The 13,962-nt window shown below is 32.3% G+C and carries 12 protein-coding genes, 1 tRNA gene and 1 pseudogene; 13 read left to right on the forward strand and 1 reads right to left on the reverse strand.

Annotation, left to right across the window (positions count from 1 at the left end; translation table 11 throughout):
• Positions 1 to 40: 40 nt before the first annotated feature.
• From IQ05_RS05725 to IQ05_RS05770, 10 genes are all read left to right on the forward strand, one after another.
• Positions 41 to 349 (forward strand): thioredoxin family protein, encoded by a 309-nt coding sequence (locus IQ05_RS05725; protein WP_144890923.1) that lies wholly within the window; start codon positions 41 to 43, stop codon positions 347 to 349.
• A gap of 110 nt (positions 350 to 459) precedes the next feature.
• Positions 460 to 717 carry a DUF6952 family protein gene (locus IQ05_RS05730; protein ID WP_086453945.1) on the forward strand — a complete coding sequence of 86 codons (258 nt, stop codon included), beginning with the start codon at positions 460 to 462 and terminating at the stop codon, positions 715 to 717.
• A gap of 170 nt (positions 718 to 887) precedes the next feature.
• Positions 888 to 1,385, forward strand: coding sequence for a thiol peroxidase (tpx, locus tag IQ05_RS05735; protein ID WP_144890925.1), 498 nt, complete (start codon positions 888 to 890; stop codon positions 1,383 to 1,385).
• 10 nt (positions 1,386 to 1,395) lie between these two features.
• On the forward strand, positions 1,396 to 1,770 hold the full coding sequence (locus tag IQ05_RS05740) for a diacylglycerol kinase family protein (protein ID WP_144890927.1): 375 nt from the start codon (positions 1,396 to 1,398) through the stop codon (positions 1,768 to 1,770).
• Positions 1,771 to 1,789: 19 nt separating this feature from the next.
• Positions 1,790 to 4,234 carry a DNA translocase FtsK gene (locus IQ05_RS05745; protein WP_144890929.1) on the forward strand — a complete coding sequence of 815 codons (2,445 nt, stop codon included), beginning with the start codon at positions 1,790 to 1,792 and terminating at the stop codon, positions 4,232 to 4,234.
• A 39-nt stretch (positions 4,235 to 4,273) separates the two neighbouring features.
• Positions 4,274 to 4,927 (forward strand): LolA family protein, encoded by a 654-nt coding sequence (locus tag IQ05_RS05750; RefSeq protein ID WP_144891128.1) that lies wholly within the window; start codon positions 4,274 to 4,276, stop codon positions 4,925 to 4,927.
• Between the two features lie 8 nt (positions 4,928 to 4,935).
• A complete protein-coding gene (locus IQ05_RS05755; protein WP_144890931.1) occupies positions 4,936 to 6,372 on the forward strand; it encodes an LptF/LptG family permease in 1,437 nt (478 codons plus the stop codon).
• A gap of 6 nt (positions 6,373 to 6,378) precedes the next feature.
• Positions 6,379 to 7,512, forward strand: a complete 1,134-nt coding sequence (ribB, locus tag IQ05_RS05760; protein WP_144890933.1) for a 3,4-dihydroxy-2-butanone-4-phosphate synthase — start codon at positions 6,379 to 6,381, stop codon at positions 7,510 to 7,512.
• Positions 7,513 to 7,679: 167 nt separating this feature from the next.
• Positions 7,680 to 7,764, forward strand: a tRNA-Ser gene (locus IQ05_RS05765).
• Between the two features lie 133 nt (positions 7,765 to 7,897).
• Positions 7,898 to 9,058, forward strand: a complete 1,161-nt coding sequence (locus tag IQ05_RS05770) for a tyrosine-type recombinase/integrase (protein WP_144890935.1) — start codon at positions 7,898 to 7,900, stop codon at positions 9,056 to 9,058.
• A 33-nt stretch (positions 9,059 to 9,091) separates the two neighbouring features.
• Here IQ05_RS05770 and IQ05_RS05775 read toward each other — a convergent pair whose 3' ends face one another.
• Positions 9,092 to 10,138 carry a DUF3387 domain-containing protein gene (locus IQ05_RS05775; RefSeq protein WP_244289527.1) on the reverse strand — a complete coding sequence of 349 codons (1,047 nt, stop codon included), beginning with the start codon at positions 10,136 to 10,138 and terminating at the stop codon, positions 9,092 to 9,094.
• Positions 10,139 to 10,550: 412 nt separating this feature from the next.
• Between IQ05_RS05775 and IQ05_RS05785 the strand changes: the two genes are divergently transcribed.
• The 3 genes and pseudogenes from IQ05_RS05785 to IQ05_RS05795 all read left to right on the forward strand — a co-directional run bounded on the left by IQ05_RS05785 (position 10,551) and on the right by IQ05_RS05795 (position 13,948).
• Positions 10,551 to 11,429, forward strand: coding sequence for a helix-turn-helix domain-containing protein (locus IQ05_RS05785; protein WP_144890941.1), 879 nt, complete (start codon positions 10,551 to 10,553; stop codon positions 11,427 to 11,429).
• A 187-nt stretch (positions 11,430 to 11,616) separates the two neighbouring features.
• A complete protein-coding gene (locus tag IQ05_RS05790) occupies positions 11,617 to 12,714 on the forward strand; it encodes an alpha/beta hydrolase (protein WP_144890943.1) in 1,098 nt (365 codons plus the stop codon).
• Positions 12,715 to 12,718: 4 nt separating this feature from the next.
• Positions 12,719 to 13,948: pseudogene (locus IQ05_RS05795) on the forward strand (PQQ-dependent sugar dehydrogenase).
• Positions 13,949 to 13,962: the final 14 nt, after the last annotated feature.

A 13,962-nucleotide genomic window follows, 5' to 3' on the forward strand; every position in this document is an offset into this window, starting at 1 on the left:
TTGAAATTTGAAATTGCAATTGAATTTTAAATAAAAAAATATGTTAATCGAATTAACCGATGATACGCTTAAAGATTTAATTGCAAAAGAGGAAAAAGTGGTAGTTCAATTTTCTGCTTCTTGGTGTGGAAACTGTCGTATCATGAAACCAAAGTTTAAGAAATTAGCTTCGGAAAATGAAACGATAACTTTCGCTCTTGTTGATGCTGAAAATTTTCCAGAATCAAGAAAACTAGCTAACGTGAGCAATTTACCAACATTTGCAACATTTGTAAACGGACAATTGGTAAACGAAACTCAGACCAATAAAGCCGAAGTTTTAAACGAATTGGTAAAAGAAATAGTGTAATTATTTTTTTTAGTTTAAAATTTAAAATTTCCATGCATTATCTATAAGTCTAATGCCAATGTAATTTAGAATATTATACTTTAAAATCAGACACTTAAAATTTATAAAAAATGAAACTACCCGTTATAAAACATTTAACTCAATTTATTGAAGAAAATGACGAAGACTTTTTAATTGAAACCATTGACGTTCTTGAATCTATGACTGAGATTTCGTCCTTAAAAGATGAAGAGCTAGATGTTATAGGAGAGTTAATTTCAAATATGTATGGTGCTTTAGAAGTCCACAAACTTGTTAAAAATGGCACTGATAAAAAAGAAGCTTTAAACTCCTTCATGAAACGAGTTTTAGGCTCTATTGATAAATAATCAGTACTAAAATAAGAATATAACGCACACTTTTTAGGGTGCGTTTTTTTTTGGTTAAACCAAAAAAAATACAAGATTAATTATAAAAAAACATCAATTTTAGAACTGTCAATGCATCATTATTCTTAAATAAATTTCATACTTTTGAACTTCATAAAAAAACAATAAACATGGCTACAATAACATTAGGGGGAAATCCAATACACACTTCGGGCGAATTACCAACTATAGGAAGTAAAATCGCTGATTTCAAATTAGTTAAAACTGATTTATCAGTTGCTTCATTACAAGATTTTACAGGTAAAAAATTAGTTTTAAACATTTTTCCAAGTATAGATACAGGAACTTGTGCAGCATCTGTTAGAAAATTTAATGAAAGTGCAAGTGCCCTTGAAAACACAACTGTATTATGTATTTCAAGAGATTTACCATTTGCACAAAAACGTTTTTGTGGTGCTGAAGGATTAGAGAATGTAGTAAATTTATCTGATTTTACCGAAGGTAGTTTTGGTAAAACAAACGGTTTAGAAATTACTGATGGTCCACTTGCTGGCTTACACTCAAGAGTGATCATTGTTGTTGATGAAAATGGAGTGATTACACATACAGAACAAGTAGCTGAAATAGCTGACGAACCTAATTATGAAGCAGCTTTAAGCGTTCTATAAAACTTACTTAATGGAGTTCAAAAAAGACAATACTTTTTTTACAGGGAGATTAAAAAGTTTTCGTTTTGCTTTTAATGGCGCAACCAAATTAATACGAACAGAACACAGCATTATGGTACAATGTTTCCTTGGAGTCATTGTAACCATAGCTGGTTTTTATTTTGGTATTTCAAAAACGGAATGGTTAATACAAACCCTAGCTATAGGTATGGTAATAAGCATAGAAGGGTTAAATACTGCGGTAGAAAAGATTGCTGATTTTATACATCCTAATTTTCATGAAAAAATTGGGTTTATCAAAGATATTGCTGCTGGTGCTGTTTTCTTTGCCGCAATCACAGCATTTGTTATTGGGCTAATTATTTACATCCCGTTTCTTTTCTAGGTAATTTATAAATACATCAATGGCAAAAACAGTAAAAGCACCTATCAATAAAAAGAAGGAAACTACTTCTACGAGCACCCAAAAAATCCAAATTTCTAAACAACAGAAAATAGTTTTTGGCACCATGCTAGTACTATTCTCTGTGGCCTTGTTATTGGCCTTTATTTCATTTTTCATTTACGGACAGCAAGATCAAAGTGCAGTTCAAGAAATAACTAATAGAGAAGAACTTGTTCAAAACTGGCTTGGTAAATTTGGAGCATTATTAGCAGACACTTTTGTTTATAAAGGCTTTGGTGTTGCTTCTTTTATATTTGTTCGCTTATTTTTCTTATCAGGTATGTATCTTATTGTGGGAATTCCCGTTAAGAGATTAAAGAATATTTGGTTTTGGGACTTATTTGCAATTATTGTGCTATCAATTCTTTTTGGCTTTTTTGCTACTTCACTACCAGAATTAGGAGGTATTATTGGGTATGAACTCAATTTATTCTTACAAGATTATTTGGGTAAAACAGGAACCTTGCTTACCTTAATTTTCGGATTAGTGATTTATATCATTTTCAAAATGAAACTTTCGCCGGAAACCATTCAATCCTTTTTTGATAAATCTAAAGAGAGTACAATAGACTCAATAAATTCTTCAACAAAAAATGAATCCAATAGTAATTACAACTTGGAGGAATTTGCTGTTGACGAAGAAGAAAAAGATGATATTCATTTAAAAACGAATGGAAATCAGTTTGAAATTAATAAAGAAGCGCTTAAACCTACTATCAACAATGCATCTGATCTGATAAGGGAACCTGTAACAAAACCACTATCAATGGTTGTTTCGCCTCAAAGGGAACCTGAAATCATTAAAAATACCGAAGATACTTTTGTTATTGAAAAAGCTGCTGAAGAAGATATCATTGAAGAGAATCTTGCTTCAAGACTTGTGGCTGATTTTGGATTATTTGATCCAACTCTTGATTTATCAAATTATAAATTTCCTGTAATTGATTTACTAAAAGAATATTCAACAGGAGGAATTACAATCAACCAGGAAGAACTGGAAGAAAATAAAAACAGAATTGTAGATACCTTGCGCAATTACAAAATAGAAATTGCACAAATAAAAGCTACCGTAGGCCCATCGGTTACATTATATGAAATTGTACCTGAGGCTGGAATTAGAATATCAAAAATCAAAAGTCTTGAAGACGATATCGCCTTGTCTTTATCCGCTTTAGGAATACGTATTATTGCTCCTATCCCAGGAAAAGGAACTATTGGTATTGAAGTACCCAATAAGAATCCTACTATGGTTTCTATGAAAAGTGTCATTGGCTCAGCCAAATTTCAAGAGGCTGAAATGGAATTGCCTATCGCACTAGGAAAAACTATTTCTAATGAAACTTTTGTTGTGGATTTAGCCAAAATGCCGCACTTATTGATGGCAGGTGCTACTGGACAAGGAAAATCAGTTGGGTTAAATGCGGTTTTAACATCATTATTGTACAAAAAACATCCAGCAGAAGTAAAATTTGTATTGGTTGATCCAAAAAAAGTAGAACTTACTCTTTTTAATAAAATAGAAAGACATTATTTAGCTAAACTCCCTGATATGGATGATGCTATTATAACAGATAATGCTAAAGTTGTAAATACTTTAAACTCTCTCTGTGTAGAAATGGATAATCGGTATTCCTTATTGAAGGATGCGATGGTAAGAAATATCAAAGAGTACAACGACAAATTTAAGGCGAGAAAATTGAATCCAGAAAATGGACACCGATTTTTACCCTACATTGTTCTTGTTGTAGATGAATTTGCCGATTTGATCATGACTGCAGGTAAAGAAGTTGAAGTCCCTATTGCACGACTGGCTCAATTAGCCCGAGCTATTGGAATACATTTAATCATAGCAACTCAGCGTCCATCGGTAAATGTAATTACGGGTTTAATAAAAGCCAATTTCCCTGCGAGAATTGCATTTAGAGTAACTTCAAAAATTGATTCAAGAACAATTCTGGATACACAAGGAGCTGATCAGTTGATTGGACGTGGAGATATGTTATACACAAATGGTAATGATGTAGTTCGTGTACAATGTGCATTTATTGACACGCCAGAAGTTGAAAAAATAACAGAATTTATTGGAGCTCAAAAAGCCTATGCTACTGCGTATTTGCTCCCAGAGTTTATTGGAGAAGAAAGTGGCATTAATCTTGATATAGATATTTCTGAAAGAGATACGCTTTTCAGGGAAGCTGCAGAGATTATTGTCAATGCACAACAAGGTTCGGCTTCACTACTCCAACGAAAATTAAAATTAGGATACAACAGAGCCGGTAGACTTATTGATCAATTAGAAGCTGCTGGTATAGTTGGACCATTTGAAGGAAGTAAAGCAAGAAGCGTAAACATACTTGATATGAGTTCTCTAGATCAATTTTTCAACAATGAACAAAATAATTAAAACATGAAATTAAACGCTTTGAAAACAAAAAAGATTGAGATGAAAACTTTTAGTTCAAAAATCATCACTTTTTGTATACTTTTTTTACTTACTATTTCAGTTTCTGCTCAGGATAAAAAAGCTAAAGATTTACTTGATCAAGTAACAACAAAAGTTAAAAGTTACAATAACATCACTATCGATTTTAAATATTCCCTTAACAACTCTAAGGAAAATATTAACCAAGATAGCAAGGGAAATGTTACGATGAAAGGAAATCAATATGTATTGAATTTCATGGGAGTTACTAAAGTTTTTGATGGAAAAAAAACATATACCATAGTACCCGAGGATGAAGAAATTACAATTTCAACTGTAAATGAAAAAGATGACAATGCCATAACACCATCAAAAATGTTAACCTTTTTTAATTCAGGTTATAAATACACGATGGATATTGTTCAAAATGTTAAGGGTAGAAAAATTCAATATATAAAATTAGTACCTGTAAGTACAAAAGATCAAAGAAAAGAGGTTTTATTGGGTATTGATATTCAAACGAAACACATTTATAATCTTATTGAAATAGGTAAAAAAGGAACAAAAACCACATTAACCGTTAATTCTTTTAAAACCAATCAACCTTTGTCAAAAAATCAATTTACCTTTGCGGCAAGTAAATATCCAAATTACTACATCAACAAATTAGATTAATGCACTAGGTGAAAATTCTTGACAAATACTTATTAAAAACGTTCCTGACTACATTTACAACTGTATTTGTAATCTTATTTTTTATTTTTATTTTACAAACCGTTTGGTTATTTATATCAGAATTAGCGGGTAAAGATTTAGACCTAGTAATGGTTATTAAATTTTTAGCCTTTGCGATGCCTCGTATAGTTCCGCTCGTATTACCATTATCTATTTTACTAGCTTCAATAATGACGTTTGGGAATCTTGCTGAAAATTATGAATTTGCAGCCATGAAATCCTCTGGAATATCACTACAAAGAGCCATGAGAATGCTAACAATTTTTATCATATTGTTGAGCATCATGGCTTTCTTTTTTGCCAACAATGTTATTCCATATGCTGAATATAAGTTTATTAATTTCCGTAAAAATATAGCTCAAGTAAAACCAGCACTTGCTATTGCTGAAGGACAATTTAATGATGTAGGGTTTTACAACATTAAAGTCAACAAAAAATCAGGAAAAGAAGGCAATGAGCTTACAGGAATAACCATTCACAAAAAATCTAAAATTGGTGATGGGAGTAAAACAGTAATAAAAGCCAAAAATGGTTCGTTAATAAGTAGTGAAGAATCTAGTATTCTCCAATTAGTTTTAAACGATGGGTATTATTATGAAGATATTGTTCCAAAAAACTATGAAGATAGAAGCAAAATGCCTTTTGCTAAAAGTTCATTTAAAAAACAAATTATAAATATTGATTTATCAGAGTTGAATAAAACTGACGTCAACGATGCATCGGTAACCAATACCAATACGATGTTAACGATAAATGAACTGTCATATACCCTTGATTCTCTAAACAAAAATATTAAAACGGAAGTTAAAAATTTTACAGAAAATCCAACTGCAAGAATAAATTATCCTGCTCCAAAAGTTTTCCCAAAAACAAAAGTCAAAAAAGAGCTACCTACTGATATTTTGAGTTTGTATACCAATCAGCAAAAATCAGATATTTTAAAAATAGCAAGTAGCAACATTACCAACACCTCCTACTCTATTGAAACAATTAGAAGTGAAATTTTGAACAAACAAAAAAACATCAACAAACACCTAATTGCATTTTACGACAAATTTGTAATTGTATTTGCCTGTTTTTTAATGTTTTTTATTGGTGCACCCCTTGGAGCAATAATTAGAAAAGGTGGTTTAGGATTGCCAATTGTTTTTGCTGTTCTTATTTTTATAACCTACCATTTCATCAATACATTTGGAAAAAGACTTGCACAAGAAGATGGAATGACTCCTTTTTTAGGAGCTTGGCTATCCTCTATTATACTAACACCTTTCGCTATATTACTAACCTATCGTGCAACTAACGACATAGGACTTATTAATATGGATGTAATTCTTTTGCCTTTTCAAAAGTTATTTAAAAAATTATTCCCAACAACACAAAACTAACACACAATGAGCTCAAATACAATTCAACTTAACACTATTGAAGAAGCAATAGAAGACATCAGACAAGGTAAAATAATCATAGTGGTTGATGATGAAGATCGTGAAAACGAAGGTGATTTTTTGGCAGCAGCCGAAATGGTAACACCTGAAATGATTAATTTTATGGCTACACACGGACGTGGATTAATTTGTGCGCCATTGACAGAAAACCGTTGTAAAGAATTAGGACTACATGTAATGGTAAGTAATAATACAGATCCTATGGAAACTGCATTTACTGTTTCGGTAGATTTAAGAGGAAATGGAGTTACTACGGGAATATCAGCATCTGATAGAGCTAAAACAATTCTTTCATTAGTAGATCAAAATACAAAACCACACGACTTAGCTAGACCTGGACATATTTTTCCGCTTATAGCAAAACAAGGTGGTGTATTAAGAAGAACAGGTCATACTGAGGCTGCAATTGATTTTGCAAGACTTGCTGGGTTTAAACCTGCCGGTGTCATTGTTGAAATAATGAATGAAGATGGAACTATGGCTCGTCTTCCACAATTAGTAGAAGTTGCCAAGAAATTCAATTTAAAATTAGTCTCAATTGAAGCCCTAGTAGCGTATAGAATGCAACATGATAGTTTAATTGTAAAAAAAGAAGATTTCAATATAGAAACCCGTTTTGGCACTTTTAGATTAAGAGCTTACCAACAAACAACAAACAAGCAAATTCATATTGCCTTAACCAAAGGAACTTGGAACTTAGGTGATTCCATACTCACCCGAATTAACTCATCACTTGTGAATAATGATTTATTGGGGACATTAACTAATAATGCCGACCAACAATTAGATGATATGTTTAAGGTGATTAATGAAGAAGGAAAAGGGGCATTAATTTTCATAAATCAAGACGTACAATCTTTAAACTTTTTAAATAGATTGAGTGAGTTAAAAGTTTTGCAGCAAAATGGAACACTGAAAGCACCAAAAATCATTATTGATAGCAAAGATTTTGGTATCGGTGCTCAAATACTACATGATATTGACATTTCAAAAATAAGATTAGTAACCAATACGGAAGGCACAAAACGCGTTGGAATGATTGGTTATGGATTAGAAATAACAGAATACGTAAGGTATTAGTTTGTTTTGAAAAAAAAGTAAAAAATAAATTTATTTGTAACCATAAGATTATGAATATTTTATAAAATAAATCAAAATTATCTTTATTTTTTTTCAGTTATACACTTGCATAACCCAAAAAGAGCCTTAAATTTGCAGTCGAAATCATCTAATGAGATCGACATACTGGAGAAATGGCAGAGCGGTCGAATGCGGCAGTCTTGAAAACTGTTGACTGTAACAGGTCCGGGGGTTCGAATCCCTCTTTCTCCGCATAATGCGGGAAGTCTCTTAAAATAAGGATTTCCCGTTTTTTTTTATTTAAAAGTGAACAAAAAGTGAACAGAAATGTTCTCTAGATTGATTTAATGTCCCCGCAAGCATTTTAATTTTAAAACAAATTAAAATGAAATCAATTTACACAATTCCTAAGGTTGTCAAATATGATGACCTGTCAAAACCTTGGTTTGTTTATTTCAGATATAACAAGGTACTTTTCCGTTATAAATACGGTATCAATTACATTGACAACTACAAAAAAAGAGAGATCGAAGCTAATTTACTTCGAGATGCTTTGTATCAAAAACTAAGAGAGGGTTGGAATCCACAAATACCTGATCCAATTCAACAACAAAGCAATCTAACCTTTATTGAAGCACTTGATTTTGCTTTAGAAAAGAAAACTCCTAATATTGGAAAAAAGACAATTTCGGGCTACCAAGGCACAATCAACTTCATTAAAGTATCGACTGTACTCGTTGGCTTGAACAAACTTCCTATTGTAGAAACCAAAAGAGCTCATATCAAGTTAATCATGGAAAAAGCAAAAGAGGAGCGCAATTGGACTAACAATGCCTTCAATAAACATCTAAATCATTTGAAGGCAATTCTAAGTGAGTTAATTCAATGGGATATTATAGAAAGTAATCCAGCACATAAAATTAATAATTTAGAGGTTTCTGAAAGTAATGCTAATAGCCCTGCCTCAGTTCAAGAAATTGAAATAATAAAAACAGAACTTGAAAATAAGCATTTTGAGTTCTATATTTTTTTGATAACTATTTTTCACACGGGAATTAGACCTGAAGAAATTTTAAATATTAAACTAGAAATGGTTAATTTGAAAAAATCAGAAATCATTCTTACTGCTGAAATCACAAAAACAAAAAGAAAGCGAATTGTACCAATAAATCAGTTCTTAATGGTACATTATAAAAAAATGAATTTTGAACGTTTACCAAAAGATTATTATTTATTTGGAAGCTTTAGAAAACCTGGTAAAGGAAATATTGGAAAACATAAAGATTTCATCCCCGGTCCTACTCACATAAATAGAGATACAGCAACAAAACGATGGGAAAAAATTGTAAAGAAAGGTTTAGGAATTCAAATGAATATATACGCCCTAAAACATCATGGTGCAAATATGAAGATTTTAGCCGGCTTAGAGTTAGATAGTTTAAGAGAGTTATATGGTCATACGTCAAAACTAATGACAGAAAAATATGCAAAAGTGATAAAAGAAGTACATCGAAAAAACATTCTAGAAAATTCACCTGAATTTTAATTATAAGACTAATTTAGAGATATTAGATAAATTTCAATTTCGATACTTCTTAAAATTCTCTGCTTGCTCAAATATCTCTTTGTAAATTTCGTCTCTGTCTACAGGTGGATAGTCGTTTTCGGCTAAAAGTATTATTAAATCGACCTTAAGTTCGGCCTTGATATCGTCTCGTTTGCTCCAATCTGTGTATTTTGCTTTGTCATCAACAACCGTTTTTACCTTTTGAGCTAAGGCTATTAATTTATCATTTGGGTAGCTAAAATCATACTTAACAGCCAATGCTTTCAGTATGTCATAAAACGCTTTTTCTTCAAAATCAATTCCTAGATCTTTGAAAGAGTCTTTTTCTTTTTTCAAGGCATAATACAAATCGATGATTTCATCTGTAAAATCCTCAAGTACTTCGCTTCGAAGAACATCACTCTCTTTGCGTTCATTATATTTATCAACGATGAATTGTAAACGCTTTGAAAAATCTATTCCCGTAATTTTATTTATTTTTTTCACATCATCTATTGCTTTTGCTAAAAGCTTTTGCAATAGTTTAATTTTAGTATTGGGTAACTTAATTTTATCAATTTTAGCCACGTAGTCATCAGAAAAGATATCAATCTCAGTTTGATTTTCATCTCCTAGCTTAAAGATCTCTTCAATTCCATCACTTTCGATAGCATCTTGAAGCATTTGTTTTACACGATTATTCATCTGCGCAGTATCTGGCGCTACTCCTTTGGTTAATTTGAATATTATCGCGCGGACCGCTAAATAAAAATGAATTTCATCTCTTTGTACCTCTGTAAATGCACCGCTTCCTGAGCAAATATCGTAAGCTGATTTTAATCGTTTTACAATATACATGAATCTTTTCTCCAGCTCTTGTGTTAGTTGTACAAACTCAGCTGCTTGATTTAATGTTTTTAATTGTTGTAATGGAACGCCTGATAAGTATCCAGATTTGTCAAACTTGTGAAATAATTTCCCAAGCAAATCCAGTTGATCCTTGACCACTACAATAGATTGCTCGATATCTTCAATGTTTTGGTTATCGGCATTGTTGTAATGTGCTAATGCTAAATTCATTTGCTTTTTAATACCAATGTAATCCACGACTAATCCTTTCTCTTTTCCTTCAAATTTTCGGTTTACTCTAGAAATAGTTTGAATTAGGTTGTGGCGTTGAATCGGTTTTTCAAAGAAATTAATGAAGTTTGCGAAATTGAAAAAGAACTAACTTTTCACATTGCTAGACATACATATGCAACTACTGTAACCCTTCTTAATCGCGTTCCATTTGAAAGTGTTAGTAAAATTCTTGGTCAAATAAACTGGAGAACTACTCAACATTATGGAAAAGTATTGGATTACAAAGTTAGTAAGTATATGCAATTGCTAAAAACAAAATTAAGGATTTTAAATCGTATGCATAAAAGTAAATCTTCGTAGACAGATATCTAACTAGAAATAATTAATTTGATTTTTATAACTTTGCAAAATGAAAAAGATAGAAATAAACAGCTTTAAAGATTTAAACCCTGAATTAAAACTTAAAGGTTTTGCAGCTTACAGCTTTGAAAGCTCAAGTTATGTTGTTCGTACTTATAGTAGAAAAGACTTTTATAAAATTTGTCTCAATAGAGGTAAAAATATCATTCACTATGCTGACCGCACATTTGAAACTAATGACACTATTCTTTTCTTTGGTAATCCTAATATTCCATATGCGTGGGAAACAATATCTCCGACATTTAGCGGTTGTGCGTGCCTTTTCTCTGAAGATTTTTTTCAAATTAGCAACCGTTTAGATTCACTTTTACAATCATCTCTATTTAAGATAGATGGTACGCCAATTCTTGTGTTAAATGAGGAACAAGATAAAATTATCACCACGCTTTTTGCAAAAATGATTGAAGAACAAGAATCTACATACAATCATAAAGATGATATGATTAGAAACTACTTGCAGTTAATCATACATGAAGCATTAAAAATGCAACCCTCTGAAAATTACTCTAATAGTTCAAATGCAAATTCTCGTATTGCATCGGTTTTTCTTGAATTATTAGAAAGACAGTTTCCAATAGAAACAATTGATAGAACTTTAAAACTAAAAACCCCACAAGATTTTGCTTCTGCACTATCCATTCATGTTAATTATCTCAACAGAGCGGTGAAAAATACAACAGGAAAATCAACTTCAACACACATTTCAGAACGTATAATTAGTGAAGCAAAAGCATTATTACAGCACACAGATTGGAATATAGCTGACATTGCTTATGCTCTCGGTTTTGAATACCCTTCCTACTTTAATAACTATTTTAAAAAAGCAACAAATACTAATCCTAAAAATTTCCGTTCAACCGAAGTTTGATTTTCTTAACTATCGGTTTGATTGTTGTTATTGTCTTAATTAACAATAGCAGTAATTTTGTATTTGATAAAAATCAAGGTTCTTTAAAAAAGTCTTAGAAATTACTTTACTTTTTTATGTAAATGTTCTGGATAATACTATCGCTGACACAATACCAACTAAAATATAAAATTTAATAATTTAAAAGATGAAATATCTAAAATTAATTGCTTTTGCAACTATAGTATTGATTACTTATTCCTGCAGCCAAAGTTCAAAAAAAGATAAAATGGAAACAAAAAAGATTAATGATAGTTTGACTTTCACACTAAGTAGTGAAGTGACAAAAGAAAGTGTAACTTTTAAAAATCGATACGGAATTACGATTGCAGCACATTTGTATATGCCAAAAAATATCGACAAATCTAAAAAATATGCATCATTAGTATTAAGCGGACCATTTGGCGCTGTCAAAGAACAATCATCAGGTTTATACGCAAATGAGATGGCAAAAAGAGGTTTTGTTGCCTTGGCATTTGACCCGTCTTTTACTGGTGAAAGTGGTGGTGAAGTTCGCAATGTTGCTTCACCTGATATTTTTACAGAAGATTTTAGTGCTGCAGTAGATTATTTAGGATTGCAGAAATATGTTGACCGAAATAAAATTGGAGCATTAGCTATATGTGGATTAAGCGGAATGGCTATTACAGCAGCAGCAAGTGATACAAGAATTAAAGCGGTTGCAACTGTTTCAATGTATGATATGTCTCGGAGTATTAGTAAAAGTTATGCAGATAGCTACACCAGCGACCAACGAAGTAAAGTTATAGATTATTTAAGTCAGCAACGATGGGTTGATGCTGAAAAAGGGGCTTATACCCTGGGTTATCACGAAGTTCCGTTTGACGATAAAAATAATATTGTGAAGGGAACAAAGCTTTTACCAGATACCTTACCAAAAAATCCAAATCCAGTTTTGGCTGATTTTTATTCGTATTACAAAACTAAACGTGGTTATCATCCAAGATCTATAAACTCAAATTCAGCTTGGACTGCTACTACGCCAATTTCTTTTTTTAATTTTCCAATGCATTCAAATCTTGATTTGCTTTCGCCAAGACCAATTATGCTTATCGCTGGAGCAAAGGCTCACTCACGGTACTATTCTGAAGATGTTTACAAAATGGTAGCAGGACCAAAAGAATTGATAATTGTGACAGGAGCTACGCACTGTGATTTATATGACAAAGTTGACATGATACCGTTTAAAACATTAGAACAATTCTTTAATAAAAATTTAAAATAAAGATATGAAAAATCTATTTTTTACACTTTCAATTGTTTTTAGCGTTTTAGTTTTGGGTAGTTGTTCTAAAAATAATGATGATGACAATACCACAAATCCAACTACTTCGCAACCTGTAGAAACTAATGCTGCTAATACAAATTATCCTCCAGCCTTTCTAGGTCAGACTAGGATAGGGTCTGTGCAGACTACTTCTGCCTATCAAGCGGTTATACTGACAACTGCACTTATTAGTCCATGGGGTATAACTGCATTGCCTGATGGCAGATTATTAGTTACCCAAAAAGCAGGAAGCATGTGTATCGTTTCCAACACAGGAATCGTTAGCAATCCTATTGGTGGAATTCCCGTAGTAAATGCTATTGGACAGGGAGGACTACTAGGCCTTTGTATTGATCCTCAATTCACTAGCAATAGGATGGTATATTGGATTTTTTCAGAAGTAATTTCTGGAGGTAATATTGCCTCAGTAGCCAAAGGCAGATTATCCAATGATGAAACTACTATAGAATCGGCTACAGTAATTTACAGAGCGAATCCTGCACGTTCAAGTAGTGCACATTATGGTGGACGAATCCTTTTTGATCGAACAGGTAACTTAATGGTAAGTATAGGTGAAGGTTCAGATATTTCAACACGACCACTTGCACAATCCGTTACTGCCGCATTAGGTAAAATAATTAGAATTAATACAAATTGACAACCCGCAACTGGAAATCCTACATTCTCACAACCAAATGCACTTCCAGAATTATTTAGTATTGGACACAGAAATCCACAAGGACTTGCTATACATCCTATAACAGGTGATTTTTGGCAAAGCGAGCATGGTCCAAGAGGTGGCGATGAACTCAATCGCCTCACAGCAGCACAAAATTTTGGATGGCCTATTATTTCCTACGGAATTGAATATGGAGGTCAACCTATAGGAACCGGAATTCAACAACAAGTGGGATTACAACAACCCGTTTATTATTGGGATCCTGTAATATCGCCAAGTGGAATGACATTTTATAGTGGCAACCGAATTCCAGAATGGCAAAATAACTTGTTTATTGGAGCACTTAGCGGCATGCACATCGCACGCCTCGTCATTGAGAACAATGTAGTAACTGGTGAGGAACGTTTATTAGTAGATCAAAACCAACGATTCAGAGACATAGCGCAAGGTACCGACGGAGCTCTTTATACAATTACAGATCAAGGCAGGTTGTACCGAATAGACCGTCAATAGCAACTTTCAAAACA

This window comes from Flavobacterium tiangeerense (genome assembly GCF_007830355.1).
In the GTDB taxonomy this organism is placed as follows: domain Bacteria; phylum Bacteroidota; class Bacteroidia; order Flavobacteriales; family Flavobacteriaceae; genus Flavobacterium; species Flavobacterium tiangeerense.

Excerpts from the sequence above, each read along its gene's own strand:
- IQ05_RS05725 (WP_144890923.1), top strand. The coding sequence starts at position 41 with ATGTTAATCGAATTAACCGATGATACGCTTAAAGATTTAATTGCAAAA.
- IQ05_RS05730 (WP_086453945.1), top strand. The coding sequence starts at position 460 with ATGAAACTACCCGTTATAAAACATTTAACTCAATTTATTGAAGAAAAT.
- tpx (WP_144890925.1), top strand. The coding sequence starts at position 888 with ATGGCTACAATAACATTAGGGGGAAATCCAATACACACTTCGGGCGAA.
- IQ05_RS05740 (WP_144890927.1), top strand. The coding sequence starts at position 1,396 with ATGGAGTTCAAAAAAGACAATACTTTTTTTACAGGGAGATTAAAAAGT.
- IQ05_RS05745 (WP_144890929.1), top strand. The coding sequence starts at position 1,790 with ATGGCAAAAACAGTAAAAGCACCTATCAATAAAAAGAAGGAAACTACT.
- IQ05_RS05750 (WP_144891128.1), top strand. The coding sequence starts at position 4,274 with ATGAAAACTTTTAGTTCAAAAATCATCACTTTTTGTATACTTTTTTTA.
- ribB (WP_144890933.1), top strand. The coding sequence starts at position 6,379 with ATGAGCTCAAATACAATTCAACTTAACACTATTGAAGAAGCAATAGAA.
- IQ05_RS05770 (WP_144890935.1), top strand. The coding sequence starts at position 7,898 with ATGAAATCAATTTACACAATTCCTAAGGTTGTCAAATATGATGACCTG.
- IQ05_RS05775 (WP_244289527.1), bottom strand. The coding sequence starts at position 10,138 with ATGAATTTAGCATTAGCACATTACAACAATGCCGATAACCAAAACATT.
- IQ05_RS05785 (WP_144890941.1), top strand. The coding sequence starts at position 10,551 with ATGAAAAAGATAGAAATAAACAGCTTTAAAGATTTAAACCCTGAATTA.
- IQ05_RS05790 (WP_144890943.1), top strand. The coding sequence starts at position 11,617 with ATGAAATATCTAAAATTAATTGCTTTTGCAACTATAGTATTGATTACT.